Origin of the sequence: Gordonia sp. NPDC057258 (assembly GCF_042668985.1) — a bacterium.
GTDB classification, from domain to species: Bacteria; Actinomycetota; Actinomycetes; order Mycobacteriales; family Mycobacteriaceae; genus Gordonia; species Gordonia hongkongensis.
Genome location: NZ_JBHUXZ010000040.1, coordinates 1 through 15,069, shown reverse-complemented (window position 1 = coordinate 15,069; position 15,069 = coordinate 1). Strand labels below are relative to the sequence as shown.

At 65.6% G+C, this 15,069-nt stretch carries 14 protein-coding genes and 1 pseudogene; 4 read left to right on the top strand and 11 right to left on the bottom strand.

Annotated features, from left to right (window positions below; genetic code table 11):
• Positions 1–259: 259 nt before the first annotated feature.
• The 9 genes and pseudogenes from ACFUEJ_RS20835 to ACFUEJ_RS20795 form a co-directional block, all read right to left on the bottom strand.
• Positions 260–493: pseudogene (locus ACFUEJ_RS20835) on the bottom strand (helix-turn-helix domain-containing protein); the annotation flags it as partial.
• Positions 490–1,395 (bottom strand): tyrosine-type recombinase/integrase, encoded by a 906-nt coding sequence (locus ACFUEJ_RS20830; RefSeq protein ID WP_006897077.1) that lies wholly within the window; start codon positions 1,393–1,395, stop codon positions 490–492. The gene ACFUEJ_RS20830 and the pseudogene ACFUEJ_RS20835, both read right to left, overlap by 4 nt.
• Entirely contained in the window at positions 1,332–1,619 is a 288-nt protein-coding gene (locus ACFUEJ_RS20825) for a hypothetical protein (protein WP_006897078.1), read from the bottom strand. Before ACFUEJ_RS20825 ends, ACFUEJ_RS20830 begins: the two co-directional genes overlap by 64 nt.
• A 521-nt stretch (positions 1,620–2,140) precedes the next feature.
• Entirely contained in the window at positions 2,141–2,626 is a 486-nt protein-coding gene (locus tag ACFUEJ_RS20820; protein ID WP_055476448.1) for a MaoC/PaaZ C-terminal domain-containing protein, read from the bottom strand.
• On the bottom strand, positions 2,623–3,786 hold the full coding sequence (locus tag ACFUEJ_RS20815) for an acyl-CoA dehydrogenase family protein (protein WP_008382198.1): 1,164 nt from the start codon (positions 3,784–3,786) through the stop codon (positions 2,623–2,625). Before ACFUEJ_RS20815 ends, ACFUEJ_RS20820 begins: the two co-directional genes overlap by 4 nt.
• Before the next feature lie 23 nt (positions 3,787–3,809).
• Entirely contained in the window at positions 3,810–4,607 is a 798-nt protein-coding gene (locus ACFUEJ_RS20810; RefSeq protein ID WP_008382197.1) for an enoyl-CoA hydratase/isomerase family protein, read from the bottom strand.
• The gene (locus tag ACFUEJ_RS20805; protein ID WP_006897082.1) at positions 4,604–6,277 is read right to left on the bottom strand and encodes a long-chain-fatty-acid--CoA ligase; all 1,674 of its coding nucleotides are present in this window, start codon (positions 6,275–6,277) and stop codon (positions 4,604–4,606) included. The genes ACFUEJ_RS20810 and ACFUEJ_RS20805 overlap by 4 nt, the downstream gene beginning before the upstream one ends.
• Before the next feature lie 52 nt (positions 6,278–6,329).
• Positions 6,330–7,535: a thiolase family protein gene (locus ACFUEJ_RS20800; protein ID WP_055476449.1), complete on the bottom strand. Its 1,206-nt coding sequence runs from the start codon at positions 7,533–7,535 to the stop codon at positions 6,330–6,332.
• 23 nt (positions 7,536–7,558) lie between these two features.
• Positions 7,559–8,446, bottom strand: a complete 888-nt coding sequence (locus ACFUEJ_RS20795) for a CoA transferase (RefSeq protein WP_388031598.1) — start codon at positions 8,444–8,446, stop codon at positions 7,559–7,561.
• Positions 8,447–8,544: 98 nt separating this feature from the next.
• On the opposite strand from ACFUEJ_RS20795, the gene ACFUEJ_RS20790 reads away from it, so the two are divergent.
• From ACFUEJ_RS20790 to ACFUEJ_RS20780, 3 genes are all read left to right on the top strand, one after another.
• Positions 8,545–9,183 (top strand): TetR/AcrR family transcriptional regulator, encoded by a 639-nt coding sequence (locus ACFUEJ_RS20790; protein ID WP_055476451.1) that lies wholly within the window; start codon positions 8,545–8,547, stop codon positions 9,181–9,183.
• Between the two features lie 115 nt (positions 9,184–9,298).
• On the top strand, positions 9,299–10,834 hold the full coding sequence (locus ACFUEJ_RS20785; RefSeq protein WP_388031595.1) for a long-chain fatty acid--CoA ligase: 1,536 nt from the start codon (positions 9,299–9,301) through the stop codon (positions 10,832–10,834).
• A 306-nt stretch (positions 10,835–11,140) separates the two neighbouring features.
• Positions 11,141–11,800 (top strand): hypothetical protein, encoded by a 660-nt coding sequence (locus tag ACFUEJ_RS20780; RefSeq protein WP_277244574.1) that lies wholly within the window; start codon positions 11,141–11,143, stop codon positions 11,798–11,800.
• 129 nt (positions 11,801–11,929) lie between these two features.
• Here ACFUEJ_RS20780 and ACFUEJ_RS20775 read toward each other — a convergent pair whose 3' ends face one another.
• On the bottom strand, positions 11,930–12,784 hold the full coding sequence (locus ACFUEJ_RS20775; protein WP_338086033.1) for an endonuclease/exonuclease/phosphatase family protein: 855 nt from the start codon (positions 12,782–12,784) through the stop codon (positions 11,930–11,932).
• Between the two features lie 1,318 nt (positions 12,785–14,102).
• On the opposite strand from ACFUEJ_RS20775, the gene ACFUEJ_RS20770 reads away from it, so the two are divergent.
• Positions 14,103–14,465 (top strand): M23 family metallopeptidase, encoded by a 363-nt coding sequence (locus ACFUEJ_RS20770; protein ID WP_338858013.1) that lies wholly within the window; start codon positions 14,103–14,105, stop codon positions 14,463–14,465.
• A gap of 282 nt (positions 14,466–14,747) precedes the next feature.
• Here the strand turns inward: ACFUEJ_RS20770 and ACFUEJ_RS20765 are convergent, their stop codons facing one another.
• Positions 14,748–14,987: a DUF4229 domain-containing protein gene (locus ACFUEJ_RS20765; protein ID WP_388031619.1), complete on the bottom strand. Its 240-nt coding sequence runs from the start codon at positions 14,985–14,987 to the stop codon at positions 14,748–14,750.
• Positions 14,988–15,069: the final 82 nt, after the last annotated feature.

Below are 15,069 nucleotides of genomic sequence, written 5' to 3'. Positions count from 1 at the left end.
CAGGTGCCGCGTCGGCGGGTGGCCTGTTGGTAGCAGCGGCGGCAGACGAAGCCCTCGGGCCAGCGCACTCCGCGATGCTGCTGCTCGTCGTTGCACCGTGTGCAGTGGTACTTCGATGTGTCAGCCATGTGTCCGCCGCCTGCCTGGGGGTCTACGCCGTCGGTCCGGGTCGGTGGATGTGTGCCCGCTTCGGTCGCAGTGGCACGTCGGTTGCGGGGGAGGCGTCGGTGGCTGTGGCGGTGCGTCTGGAGGGGGAGGTGTCGACGTGGAAGACGCAGAGGTCTTCGACGGTGCAGTCCAGGACGTGGCACAGCGCTCCGAGTAGGGCCAGGGGCAGTCGCTCAGGGGTGCGTCCCAGGAGGCGGTAGAGCTGGGAGGCGGAGAGTTCGATTCCCACGTCGTGCAATGGCGTGATCAGGTCGGACAGGGTGTGCATATCTCGGTCGGTCATGACCTGGCGTAGTCGCCACTGGTAGGCGATCCGGTGTTTCATTGCTGGTCGGTCCTTTCGGGCAGGCGTTTGGCCGCGGCGCGAAGTGCGGCGGCCACGACACGGCTGCGGTAGTCGGGGGAGACGAAGGTGTAGAGCGAGGTGGTTGAGGCGTACTTGTGTCCGACTTGTTCCTGGATGAAGCGGGTGTCGTATCCGGACTCGACCAGCAGCGTGACGTAGCTGCGGCGCAGGGAGTGAAAATCCAGTCCGGGATCGGTCAGGCCGGCGGTGTCGCAGAGGTCGGCGAAGCTATGGGACAACGCGCCGTTCGAGATGCGCTCGGATCGCTCGGTCGGGAACAATGCGGTCCCGACCGGGTGGTCAAAGGTGGTGCGGCCCTGGTCGATCCATCGTTTGAGGCAGTCGATCGCCCAGGCGGTCTCCGGGACCGTCAGGACGCCACGCCGCTTGGCCGCAGATCCCTTGCCGGGTTTGCCGTGGCGGACGTAGCAGAACCCGAACTGGCCGAACTGTGGTGCTCGAGGGTTCGGTCCGAAGTCTGTCAGATCCAGCATGCGGACTTCGTTGCGACGCAGGCCCCACGCGTAGGCGACCTTGATGATCGTCGCGGTCCGCAGGGCCACCATCGCGCCCTTCGAGCCAGCCTCGAAACGGTGGTTGACCTGATCGTCCGCGAAATCGCAAAGGTCCTGCAGTTCATCGGTGGTGTAGGCCCGTTTGAGTGGATTGTCGGGGCCCTCGTAGGTGTGGCGGGCCGAGTTGGCCTCGGTGATGATCTGTATCGGATGCGTGTCGAATCGGTCCTGGCATTGCTGGGTCCACTCGTAGGCCGGATCGAGCAGGTAGTCCATGAAATGCCGCAGTGCACCCTGGTAGCTCAGCACCGTGCCCAGGGCCAGGCCGTGGACCCCGCGCAGTTCGGTGAACCAGTCATCGACCATCGGGGCGTCCAGTGCCAGGGGCCGGCGACACCGCAGAAGTCCTGGAACCGCCGGATCGTGGCGACCTGGGCCGCGATCGTGCCAACGGACAGGTTCCGGGCCATCTGCTGGTGCGACCACCCGGTGACCATCGCCTCGAACACCGCGGCTTCCGGCCGCAGGACAGCGATGCCGTCGGCCAATTGCAGCCGCGCCGACCCCGGCGGAGGATCCTGATCTGCCATCTCGCACCACCCAAACATGGTTCGCGATATATGCGAAAGTATCGCACTTTGCGCGAATCAACACAAGAGGTCGCAGGTAGCGGCATTGCCAGTCAGTCCGCGGAGGTTGGGCCACTGCACTCAGAGGCGGCCCCGGGAAGCGGTCCGTCACGTGACGACGTGCAGGTCAGTCGGGGTGCCGGACAGGGCGGGCGAGAGAATGTCCGGGAGGTGTCGAGTTCGCAGAACTTACAACTCAGCACCCGCTACTTGTCATAACGTCTGGTTACCGGTGCTCGATGTGGGTGGCAAGGCGACACGAGTTTTCGGACACTGCTGCCCTGCGGAAACGACTGGTTCTGTGAGTGTCGCGAAATCGATCGCTAGCTAGCGGACGCGCTCGGACGGGGGTTTGACTACCTTGAGCCACCGTCGTGAGGTGGGGTCGTCACGTCCCACGCTGACTTGCGGATACGAGATGAAGGTCGCTTCGTCGATGTAGGGCGGGACCGTGGCTCTTTCTGGTGACGTCCTGCCGTGTGTCAGTTGAAGCCTCCGGACGGTGTCGTGGCCTGCTCTCTTTGCCACATGACGATGGTCAGTTCGGCGTAGAGGACGGTGTGGTCGTCCTGATCGGTCAGCCGCATCTCCATCTTCACTCGCCCGCGTGTTCCGTCGAGAGTGACCTCGGCAATCCGGACGGTTCCGGTGAGAACGTTCCCGGGTCGGACGGGCACCGGGAACCGGACCCGGTCGAATCCGAGCCCGGCGATCACTGCCCATTGGTTGAGCACTGTTTGTGTGAGCAGCCGTTGAGCGATGGCGATGGTGTGTACCCCGCTGGCGATGAGTCCGCGGAAGTGTCCCTGATCGGCCGCTTCCTCATCGATGTGAAACCACTGTGCGTCCCAGCGTGTGGCGAAATCCACCAGTTCGGCCTTGGAGACGGTGTGATCGCCCAGTTCGAGGATCTGGCCCGGGGTGAAGTCTTCGGCGTAGACGGACGGACTTGGGGGAGTGGCGTTCACAGCGACCTGGCTACGAGCAGCTTCATGATCTCGTTGGTGCCGCCGTAGATCCGCTGCACGCGGGAGGCGGTGTACATCTGGGCGATGGGGTACTCCATCATGTAGCCGTAGCCACCGAACAGCTGTAGGCACTTGTCCACCACGCGGCACTGCATGTCGGTGGCCCACAGCTTGATCATCGAGGCGCCGGCGGCGTCGAGGGTGCCGTCGATCTGGCGGCGGATGCCGTCGTCGATCAGCGCCTTGCCGGCGTAGACGTCGGCCTTGCACTCGGCTAGTACGAACTGGGTGTTCTGGAAGTCCAGGAGTTTCTTGCCGAACGCATCGCGCTCTTTGACGTACCGGATGGTCTCGATCACCGCGGCCTCGGCCACTGCCACGCCGGCGACTCCGATGATGAGTCGCTCCCGCGGCAACTGGGTCATGAGTTCGGCGAAGCCGGAGCCCTCCTCGCCAAGGATGTTCTCCACCGGTACCCGCATGTCGTCAAAGAAGAGTTCGCGGGTGTCCCATCCGTGCATGCCGATCTTCTCGAGGACGGCGCCGCGGGAGAAGCCCGCGACGTTATTGTCGACCTCGGCGACTAGTAGGGAGATGCCCTTGCCGCCGGCCGCTGGATCGGTCTTGGCCACGATGACAACCAAGTCGCAGTGGGTGCCGTTGGAGATGAAGGTCTTGGCGCCGTTGACCACGTAGTGGTCGCCGTCGCGGATCGCTGTGGTCTTGACGTTCTGCAGGTCTGAGCCGGTACCAGGCTCGGTCATGGCGACGGCCACCACTTTCTCGCCGGAGGCGAGCCCGGGTAGCCAGCGGCGCTTTTGCTCCTCGGTCCCGTAGGCGTTGATGTAGTGGCTGACGATCGTGGAGTGCACGGTGAAGCCGAACGCGCTGTCGTGCGCGTACGCCAGTTCCTGGGCCACTACAGCCTCGTGGCCGAAGTCGCCTCCCCCGCCGCCGTCCTTTTCGGCGATGTCGGTGAGCAGTAGGCCTGCCGCTCCGGCTCTGTTCCAGAGTTCGCGGTCGACGTGGCCCTGCCGGGCCCAGTCCGCCTGGCGGGGGGTGACTTCTCTGGCGAAGAAGGCGCGGGCGTGGTCCCGTAGCAACTCGTGGGACTCGGTTTGCCAGGTGGGGCGGTGGTCGGGGAACAGGGTGGTGGTCATGATCTTGTCCTTGTCGGGCCGGGTCAGCGGCCGGTGAAGTTCGGCGAACGCTTGGCCACGAAGGCGGCCTGGCCCTCGTGGCTGTCGTCTGAGGCGAGTGAATAGACGAAGTTGCGCTTTTCGTGCTCGAGCCCTGCGGCTATCGACCCGGTCTGCGCGGCCAGGGCGGCGTCTTTGGCCAGGGCCACGGCCAGCGGGGAATTAGCCGAGATCCGCTGCGCCAGGGCGATCGCCTGTTCGACGACCTCGTCGTCGTCGACCACCTTTCCCACCAGGCCGAGGGTGGCGGCCTCGGTCCCGGTGACCAGGTCGCCGCTGAGCAGCAGTGCCATGGCGCGAGGTTTGCCGAGCGCCCGGATGAGTCGTTGGGTGCCGCCGCCGCCGGGGATGACGCCGAGCTTGACCTCGGGTAATCCAAGGCGGGCACCCTGGCCGACGATGCTGGTGTCGCAGGCCAGGACGAGTTCGAGCCCGCCCCCCAGGGCCAGGCCCTCGACGGCTGCGATCACCGGTTTGGGGAAGTTCTCCAGGTCGGCCCATAGAGTCCCCCCGGAGGCCCGCCGCTGCCCGATCAACGGATCGGCCCGCAGGGCGTCGAACGCGGTGATGTCTGCTCCAGCGCAGAACACGCCGCTCGCGCCGGCCAAAACTATGGCGCGCACGGAGTCATCGGTCCGCAGCTCGGCTAGGTGCCCGTTCAAGGCTGCGAACACCGCGGCGTTCAGTGCATTCCGGGCCTCGGGTCGGTTGATGCGCAGGATCGCGACGGCTCCGCGTCGTTCGCTGCGCACCACATCATCGTGTCCGCTCCGGTTGTTCATTCCTCGGCTCCCCGGTAGAGATCGGCGTGGTCGGTGCGTAGCGTCTTTTTGTCCAACTTGCCGACGCTGGTGCGCGGCAGCGCGTCGGCGAAGATGACGATGTCGGGCAGTTGCCACTTGGCGAACTTGTCTTCCAACACGGCGTGGATGTCGTCGACGTCAAGATCGGCACCGTCTTCTTGGACGACGATCGCAACCGGGCGCTCTTGCCACTTGGGATGCTCGATCCCCACCACGGCGGCTTCGCGGACCTGTGGGTGGGCGACGATCGCGTTTTCCATGTCGATCGAGGAGATCCATTCGCCGCCGCTTTTGACCACGTCCTTGATGCGGTCGGTCAGCTTGAGGTAGCCGTCGGGGCGGATCGTGCCGGCATCGCCGCTGCGCCACCACCCATCGGCGAACGCGCCGCCTTTGTCTTCCATCTTGTGGTAGCGCTCGATGATCCACGGGCCGCGCATGAGCACCTCGCCCTGGGAGACACCGTCGTGGGGTAGTTCGGTTCCGTCCGGTCCGACGACCTTGATGTCGATCCCGTTGACCAGCAGACCCTGGGCCCGCTTGAGATCCCACTTCTCCTTCTCACTGAGCACGTCCCGCAGCGTGTGCTTCAGGCCTGCGTTGACGGTGACCAGCGGAGTGGTCTCCGTGGCGCCGTAGGCGTGGATGATGTCGGCGCCGGTGAGGTCATGGAAGCCGCGCATGAGCGTCAACGACGGTTCGGTCGCCCCGGACAGCAGACGGGCGCGGCTGAAGTCCGGGCGCGTCTTGAGTGTGCGGATGTAGTCGAGCATCGGCTCGAAGATCGCGGGGGCACCGTTGGCTACGGTGACGGACTCGGAGATCATCGCGTCAACCAGCACAGAGGTGTCCTCGGCCGTATACCGTCCGGGCAGCACGACCTTGGCGGCCGAGTAGATGGCCGACTGCGGCAGTCCCCAGCCCTGGCCGTGGAACATCGGGGTGATGACCATGACGGTGTCGTCGTCGCCCATCTTCAACTGCGCTGCCTCGGCAAGAGTGTGGAGGTAGATCCCGCGATGGGAGTAGTACACGCCCTTGGGGCGGCCGGTGGTGCCGGTGGTGTAGCACGCGCTGTACGCCGAGGTTTCGTCGATCATCGGCCAGTCGAAGGTCGATTCCGCGGCCGTCAGCGCGTCTTCCCAGTGGACGACCCCGGGCAGGGTGGTGGAGATCTCCGAGAGTGGCTTGTCCGTCATGACCACCCAGGTCTTCACCCCGACGCCCTGCTCGACCAGCGCCTCGGCCACGGGCAGCAGGGACTCGTCGACCAGCACGATCGAGGCTTCGGCGTGGTCGGTGACATAGGCCAGGTCCACCGGGGCGAGCCGCAGGTTCATCTGCAGCATCACCGATGCGATACCGGGAATCGCCCAGTACAGCTCCATATGGCGTTTGGAGTTCCAATCCAGGATTCCCACCACCGTTCCGGGGCCGGCCCCCAGCCCGGTGAGCGCGTGGGCTGACTTCCCGACCCGCTCGAACATGTCTGCGTAGGTGTAGCGGTCCCAGCCCCCGTCGATGGTGCGGAATACGATCTCCTGCTCGGGGTAGGTCCGGGCGGAGTGCCGCAGCAGGGTGGTGGTGTTGAGCTGGTAACTGTCACCGTGTGTCGACGGCAGACCGGTGACGATGGGGTGGGACGTCATGTTGGTGCTCCTGAAGTGGGGTTGGGACGGTGGCTGGGACGGAGGGGGCTCGTCAGAGGCGTTCGATGATGGTGGTGTTAGCGGTGCCGTGGGCTTCGCAGATGGTCTGTAGCCCGTATCGGCTGCCGGTGCGTTCGAGCTCGGTCAGCAGGTCCGTCATCATGCGGGCGCCGGTGGATCCGAGGGGATGGCCCACGGCCACCGAGCCGCCGTTGACGTTGAGTTTGTCGTCGGGGACGCCGAACTCTTTTTGGAACATCAGCGGTACTCCCGCGAACGCTTCGTTGACCTCGAACAGGTCGATATCGTCCACCGTGAGCCCCGACCGGACCAGGGCCTTGCGGGTGGACTCGAGGATCGCGGTGAACTGGATGATCGGATCGGCCGCGGCGACCGCGTGGACCACGAAGCGGGCGCGGGGGGTGAGCCCGTGGGCCTCGGCGAACTCACGGTCGGCGATGAGTAGTGCGGCGGCACCGTCGCTGAGCTGGGAGGAGTTGGCTGCGGTGGTCTTGCCGTCCTCGGCGAACACCGCCCGCAGGGACGCCATCTTCTCCGGGTCGAGCTCGGCCCGGATCCCCTCATCCGCGGTCACGGGCTCGCTGGAGTCATCGAGCGGGTCGCGGCGCAACGGAACCAGCTGGGTCTCGAAGCGGCCGTCGCGGGTGGCAGCCAGCGCCCGCTCATGGCTCCGGCGGCTGAACGCGTCGAGTTCCTCCCGGCTGAGGTCGAAGCGGGTGTTCATCAGCTCACTGGACGGGCCCTGCACCAGCAGTCCGCCGTCGTAGCGGGCCAGCTCCCGGGGGGAGTACTGCGGGCCGAGCGGGGCGCCGGGTTGTAGTGAGGATGGCAGCGCCACCTGTGACATCGACTCCACGCCGCATGCGATGGCGAGGTCGTAGGACCCCGCCTCCACACCGTGGGCGGCAAATGCGACAGCTTGCTGCCCCGAGCCGCACTGTCGGTCCACGGTCACGGCCGGCACCGAATCGGGCAGGCCGGAGGAGAGTACAGCATGGCGGGCGATGTTGGAGCTCTGCTGGTCGTGCGTCATCACACAGCCAGCGATCACGTCGTCGATTTTCTCCGGCGCCACATCACTGCGGCGAACCAGTTCACTGAGGGTGGCCCCCAGCAGATCGGCGGGATGCCAGGCGGCCAGCGCCCCGCCGCGCTTGCCGACCGGGGTCCGGACGGCATCGACGATCACCGCCTCGCGGGTGGCTCGGGAACTACGGGGCTGGGGGGAGTCGGTCATGACTGGGTCCTTCCTCAAGGTGGTCAGGCGGTAGTCGCCGTGAGCGCGTGAGTGGTCTGCGCTGTGGCCGGGTGGGCATCGCGAACGGCGCTGAGCGGGATGTCGTGGCGCGCGGCCAGATCCTCCCAGTGGGCCGTGGTGCGCGCGGCGAAGGCGCGGGTGTAGGCGGCGGATGTGCCGTCGCAATCGAGTACCTCTCTGGTGCGGGCCTCGAAGTGCGGCTCGAGTGCCCCCAGGGCGATATGGCCGTCGGCGGTGGCATAGATGTTGTAGGAGGGCAGAGCCCCGCCCAGTGGTGCTCCATTGCCAAACAGGCCGTGCCGGAGGGCAGCCGCGGAGTCGTACGCGGCCGCGTCGAGAGTGATGCGTTGATGTCCACCGGAGTCGTGCTGTCCCCGCGCCAGCAGCAGTGCCAGGGCGGCCGAGATGGCCCGCTCCCCACCGACGGTGTCGGCGACCGGGACCAGCGGCAGGTGCGGCGGCCGGATGGTGCCGTATCTCGCCTGATAGGTCAGGTCGTGGCCCGCGACCTCCTCGTCGGCGCCGTCGTAGCCCACGATCTCCACATGGCACAACCGCGGGTAGCGGTCGCTGAGATCGCCGAGGCCGAGTCGGCAGAACGCTGACGGGCGCATGGCGGTCACCAACACGTCCGCCGTATCGAGCAGCCTGGTCAGCTCCTCCAGGCCGCTACGACTCTTGAGGTCGGCCCGACGAACCTCCACCCCCTGTGTCAGTTCTGCGTACCAGGAGGGCGCGGCCACGGCCAAGGCGTCACCCACCGGCGGCTCCACTTTGATCACCGCTGCGCCGAGGTCACGAAGGCCTGCCACGGCCAGCGGACCGGGCAGGTTGGTAGCCAAAGAGACGACCTGTATGCCGGCCAGGGGTCGGAGCGATCGAGGACTCATTCCAGCGACTATACAAGTAGTCAGTAAACTTAGCCACTGTATAGCTTTAGCGATTGGCGCGTCCCCGTAGACTCGTTTGTCGACCGAAGGGAGACCGCGTGGACCGCCCCGCCCAGCACTCCGGCGACCAAGATCTCACCGCCAAAGCGCGAATCCGCAACGCCGCTCTCGAGCTTTACGCGGCCAACGGCGAGGACCGCACACCGATGCGGGCGGTCGCGGCCGCCGCCGGGGTGACTGTCGGGCTGGTGGTCCATCACTACGGGTCCAAAGACGGCCTCCGCGAGGCCGTGGAGCAGATCGTCGTGGAGCGTTTTGCGTCGGCCCTTGCTTCGGCGCCGACCGACGGGGCCGGCGAAGAAATCGCTCGCGTCCGGAATGAATCCGTCGCGGAAATGCTGTTCAGAAACCCGGAGGTGGTCAACTACCTCCGCCGGGCGCTACTCGAACCCGGCGGCCAGCGGGGGCAACTGCTGGAGCGGCTCACCGAACTCACCCACCGGGAGGTCGTTGCGATGCGCGAGACCGGCGCGGCCTCGCGAGGTCGCGCCGACTCCGTCCAGGTGGTCGACGTGATCATCAACCAGATGGGCCGACTGTTCCTGCAGCCGCTGGTGGATGCCGTCTGGACCCACCTCGGGACCTTCACCCACACCGAGGGGCACAGCAAGCCCGAACTCGGCGTGAGCGTGTCCGGGGGAGGAGCTGTCGATCGTTCCCACGGGTCAGCCACCTGACCCGAGTTTCACTTTCACTGAACATCTGTACAAGCATCACGCTGGCGGTTACTGTTCCTGCTGTGTCCGGGGTCACATACCCGATCCCGGAGTCATCGACACCTCAGGAGTCACCATGGCCACTCTCGGAGGCGCCCTCGCGCTCAATGCCCGCCGGCACCCGGACAAGACCGCACTGATCTTCGGCGAGAGCACCTACTCGTACGAGCAGCTCGCGGCCCGGATCAATCAGTATGCGCACGCGTTGGCGTCGCTCGGAGTCGGCAAGGGCGACAGGGTGGCACTGCTGAGTCCGAACTCCGACGCGTACATCCTGGGCCTGTACGGAGCGTTCCGACTGGGGGCCGTCGCCGTGCCTCTCAACCCTCGCGTGCCGGCCCGCGAACTTCGCTACCTGCTCGAGGACTCCGGTGCGACGGTGCTGCTGTACTCCGAGGGGCTCGCGGTGGTGGTGGCCGGCCTCGACGAACTCGATCCGCTGCCGTCCGCGCCGCAAAGTCTGGTGCTGGACGAGCCCGCCGCGCAGGGCATCGCGCGGCTCGCAGACACCATGCCGACCACCGCGCCGGAAGTGGAGGTCATCGAGGACGACGACTGCATTATCCTCTACACCTCGGGCACGACCGGGCGTCCCAAGGGAGCGTTGTTCGACCATCACCGCATGCTGTGGGTGGGGAACTCGGTTTCCGCACTCGGTATGAATATCTTCGACCGGAATCTGCACGTCGCGCCGATGTACCACTGCGCGGAGCTGGTCCTGTTCGTTATGTCAGGGTTCAGCCTGGGCACCACTCACGTGGTGCTGCCAGCGTTCGAGCCCAAGGCGGTCCTGGATGCGCTGGAGAAGCACCGCATCACCGTGTTCCTGGGCGTGCCCACCATGTACCAGATACTGCTGCAGCACCCCGAGCTCGGCACGCGCGATCTGTCCGCGTGGCGGCTGGGCTTCTTCGGCGCCGCACCAATGCCGCCGAGCGCGGCGACCAGCTTGCTCGCCACCCTGCCGCACGTGCAGTTCTTCCAGCTGTGCGGCCAAACCGAAGGCGGCCCGACCGGCATCTTCCTCACTCCGGACGAAGTACGCGCCCGCCCAGATGCCACCGGACGGGCGTCCATCACTAACGCCGAGACGCGGATCGTCGACGACGAGGGCAACGACACCGCGGTCGGCGAGCCCGGGGAGATCATTTACCGAGGCGAGACCATCATGAAGGGCTACTGGAACAAGCCCGAGGCCACCGCCGATGCGCTCCGCGACGGCTGGCTGCACAGCGGCGACGTGGCGGTCCGGGACGCCGACGGGTTTATCACGATCGTTGATCGGATGAAGGACATGATCATCACGGGCGGGCGCAACGTGTACTCGGTGGAGGTCGAACAGGCCCTCGCCGGCCACCCGGACGTGGCCGATGTGGCGGTCGTCGGGCGGCCGGACGAGATGTTCGGGGAGAGCCTCATCGCCGTCGTCACCCCGGTCGAGGGCCGCGAGGTCACCTTGGAGTCGCTCCGCGAGTACGGATCCCAGTTCATTGCGGGTTACAAGCTTCCGCGCGAGCTCATCACCCGGCCCATTCCCCGTAACCCCTCGGGGAAGATTCTCAAGCACGTGCTGCGTGATGCAATCACGGAAGGCACAGTCGCCACCAGCTAACAATCGGATAGCTCGTTAGGCTCCTCTACCAAGCCACCTGCCATTTGGCCCGCTCTGGGAGAGGTCGAGTTCGCGGGATACTCGGCATCGCCTACTTTACATAACGTAAATTATCGGCACATTAAAACAGCTGGGGGACAGGCACTTTTACTAGAAAGTGACATAACTTGGACTGAGGTCGGGCACGCACTGGGGCTGTTCCACCTGCTCCAACGACCTGATAGCAGATAATGACGGGGCCCGCGAAACGTCCTACACACCCACCGGCCTCACCCGCGACCTATACCACAACAAGTGGGGATTCTGATGACCCACCACCGAGCAGCACGACCGGCGGCCCTCACACTCGGCATCGCCGGCATCCTCGCCGCTGCCACCTTGGCCGCGTGCGGCGAACAAACCGTCAATGAGGGCATCCCGCCCCTCGAATCGGCCACGGCCACCTCGACCGCCCATGCGGACTCGATTACCGACACCTCTGACTTGCGTAATCTGATGGCGATCTCCACACACGTCTTCAGCGGCCGTGTCGAATCAGCTGCTGGCGCCAAGGCACTCGGGCCGCTCCCCGAAACTCAGTACAGCGTGCTCACCAAAACAGCGATCAAGGGCGAAGTCTTCGAGAGCGTGGTAGTCAACCAGCAAGGCGGAGTCAAAGACGGTGTCTACATTTCCGTCAACGGCGACACACCACTCAAGGTCGGCCAGTGGTACCTGTTCGCCACCCGCTACCTCGAGTCCGAGGAGTGGTACACCCTCATCCCGGTTGACGGCCGCAAACCGGTGACCGAACAGCAAGCCCGCGGCAGAGCCTCCGCGCCCCTGGCCGAGGCTGAGGCCGCGGTGCGCGCCAACCCCCAAAGCCGGCTCGCACCACCGGACCCACCGAGCCTGTCGATGACCTTCCCGATTCCCCAACCCGGCGACCGCAACCCACCTCCACCCTCACCGGCGCCACCCGGCTGAATCATGAAGTAGCCAGTGGCGGCATATGGAAAGCGTTGGGGGAGATAGCTTGCCAGGCTCGATCGAGTTGACATAAGGCTGTCGGTCACGAACCGAGGTGTTCCGATGGTTCGAGATTACTCGGGGACGTCATCCTTCGCTGAGCCGGATGCTCGCGAGCACCCCGTGATGATCGGAGCCCGGCAGATCGATCCGCTGGAACGATGTCGGTGTCGGGCCATTGCGTGTCAGCACCCGGTCGAGCGCAAGCAGCGACGGGTAGGGCCGGCCGGCAGGATAGGTCGCGACGACGCCCGATCCGAGATGCTCGGCGGCGTCGGTCAGCTGGGGCGAATCCGGCGGTCCCGACAGTAGCTGCCGGAAGGAGCGGTGATCGTAGGTCGAGTTCGCATCGGCGCCGATGATCAGTGGATCTGTGTCGGCGAAGAGGATCGAGTGCAACTCGCGGAGCTCGGCATCCCAGCGCCACGACGGTTCGGGATACGGCGGCAACGGGTGCAGTGCATAGATCGAAATTGGCGATCGGTTCGGAAGCAACAGTCGCGCACGAAGATTCGACAGTTCGAACCCACGCAAGAGTTGCCCGTCGGTCAGCGGGGCCCGCGCATAGATGCCAGCTCCACCTCCACCGTCTCGGGGACGAAGAAACGCAAACGGCAAGGCTTGCCGCAACCCGGCGCGCTCGAGGGCTCCCACCGCCTCAGACGTCAGCTCGACCACCGTCACGACGTCAACGCCTGAGTCGCGCACCCGCGACACTAGCGCGTCCGGATCAGCCTGCCCGAGATAGATATTGGCCTGCATCACGGTCAGGTCCGAGTCCGAGACTTGTTCGTCCGCCCCCCGATACAGCGGGGCCTGCGCCGTCACGCCCACGGCGATGACGAGCACAGCTCCCGCCGCGGAGAGCCAGGCGCGCGCAGCGAGCAACAGCAGCAGACCGACGACGCCGACGATGATCAGCACCGGCGTGAACGCCGCCACCCGGGACACGAGATTGCTGACCAGGCCAGAATAGTGGGCAGCAATCCCGGCAGCAGCGGCGAGGACCGCACCCCACCCGAGCGCTCGTAGCAGTCCACGCATGCGGCCGATCATGCCAGGACCGCTGTCGCGCTCTCTGGCGGGTGATCGTCGAGTGCAGGCTGTCGGCGACAGGGGCTGTCAGCCAAGCCACCAGTCGGTTCGATCTATGGTGACCGTTACGAGCCGGACGCTTCGTTATCGACGCAGTTGCCCAGGCGAGAACTTGCGCACGCATTGACGCCGACGCGTAGTCGGCCACAATGTACCCGCTGGTCAACCAAGCGCACCGTCGGAGCTGCGCAGAGCTCGAAGAATCGATTTTGGGGCCAGCGGGGAGAAACTAACCTGGATAGTAGTAACCTGTCTGTGGCTCGTTCGATATCGAACTGTTTTCATCCGGACTGACGCTTGGACTGAAGGACTCCTCTTGGCACGGCATCGCAAAGCTGATCCCAGCCCGCCCTCCGCTGGTATCTCTGCGTTCCGGCGCGGCGCATCGGCGAGCCTCACCCCTGGACTCGCGGGGCCCCAGCATTCACACGTCGTGCATGCGGCCGGGCGACACCGAATGCCTGTCCAACCCGAGGTGTCGGCTGGGTTCACGCGGCCCATCTTCTCGGGCGCCCCGGTGCCCTCCTACTCGCCGCATGCTCGATCGACGACGGCGCCCGGGGCGTCGCTGTCATACCCACCTCGCAGTGGCCGTCCACACACTGCGCGCTCGCGTACTGCCTTGCCCCGCCAAGCCGGGCCTGGCCATCGAGCTTTCGGGCCGCCTCGCTCACAGCGCCCGCTCGACCTCGGCAGGCATCCATCGGCAGCGCCTACCGCACCGTGGGAGCGGGCGTTGTGGGTCGTTGAACCTCAGTCCAGCGAGCAAGCTCAGTCAGGCTTTCTCGAGGTGCTCGAGGGCGAGGAGGTCTCGGGCACCTCAACTCGGTCGGCGGCTGCGGCCGGGTTGGGTGGATCACTCATGGCCGCGGTGGTTCTATGCGCTGCCGGCGGGACTGCGGCCACTGCGGTCGCCGATCGACACGACCTGACGGTCACTCCCCTGACTCAGGCTGGCGTGCCCGTCGACGTCCAGCCCGCAGCAGCCCCACGCTCTGTAACCGTCGGATCGGTGGACGAACAGCGAAGCCGCACGTCGGCACGTGCATCGTCACGCGATGAGCTGACCTCGGCTATGCGAGAACTGACACAGCCAGATCGCGCGCGGCCGCCTGAACCCCCGGTGCCGCAACGGCCGCGGTCGGCGGCACCGACCTACGGCACCGTGACCTCGAGTTACGGAGCTCGATGGAGTACCACGCACTATGGCCTCGACATCGCCAACACGATTGGCACACCGGTGGTCTCGACCAGCGACGGGCAGATCATCGAATCCGGTCCGGCTGATGGCTTCGGTCTATGGATACGAGTGCTGCAAGACGACGGCACGATCGGCGTGTACGGGCACATCAACGAGACACTGGTGAGCGTCGGACAGCGAGTCCTGGCCGGCGAGCAGATCGCAACGGTAGGAAACCGCGGCTACTCCACCGGCCCACACCTGCACTACGAGGTCTGGCAGCAAGATGGACCCAAACTCGATCCTGCACAGTGGCTGAGAACCCGGGGAGTCTACGTCGTCGGATGACCCGCCTCATCGGCGCGGGAGGTGTGACGACGAGTGGTCCCGCTCAGGTGTCGCGAGCTTCGAGGCGGGACTAGGTCGGGCCAAATCCGCGGGCGCAGTGATCGGTTCGACGGCCACACAGATGGGCGCCTACCCCGATCGTTTGAGAGGATCGGTGTGCGGGTGGTTGTGGTCATTGAGGGTGAACTGCGTTGGTTTCACCGATCCGGCAGACTGCACTGCATGTTCCGGCACCTGTCGGACAGGCGGCCTGCTGACCATGTTTGCTGGTCTGATATCAACCTATGGCGCGTCCGGTCTGGCGAGTCCCTTCTTGGTTGCTCGGCGGGAGTCCATTGCTTCGGCCCGGTGATTGATACGAGTTCGTAGGGGTTTGAGGACGATCATCGAGACTGGACTACTGAGAATCACGGCGAGCACGACGGCTACGAAAAACGGGACGTCCACGTCAATTAGGTAGGCGACCAACAGAACTAGTCCAGTTAGCGCAGCAGCGAGTGCTAGGCGCGTGTCAACGGCCAGTTTGATGTCCCCGCTGGTGGCCAGGTAAAAGTCCCCACCCTGTGCGGGATGTTCTAGGTCGGTGGCACCTCCGTTCGGTGTG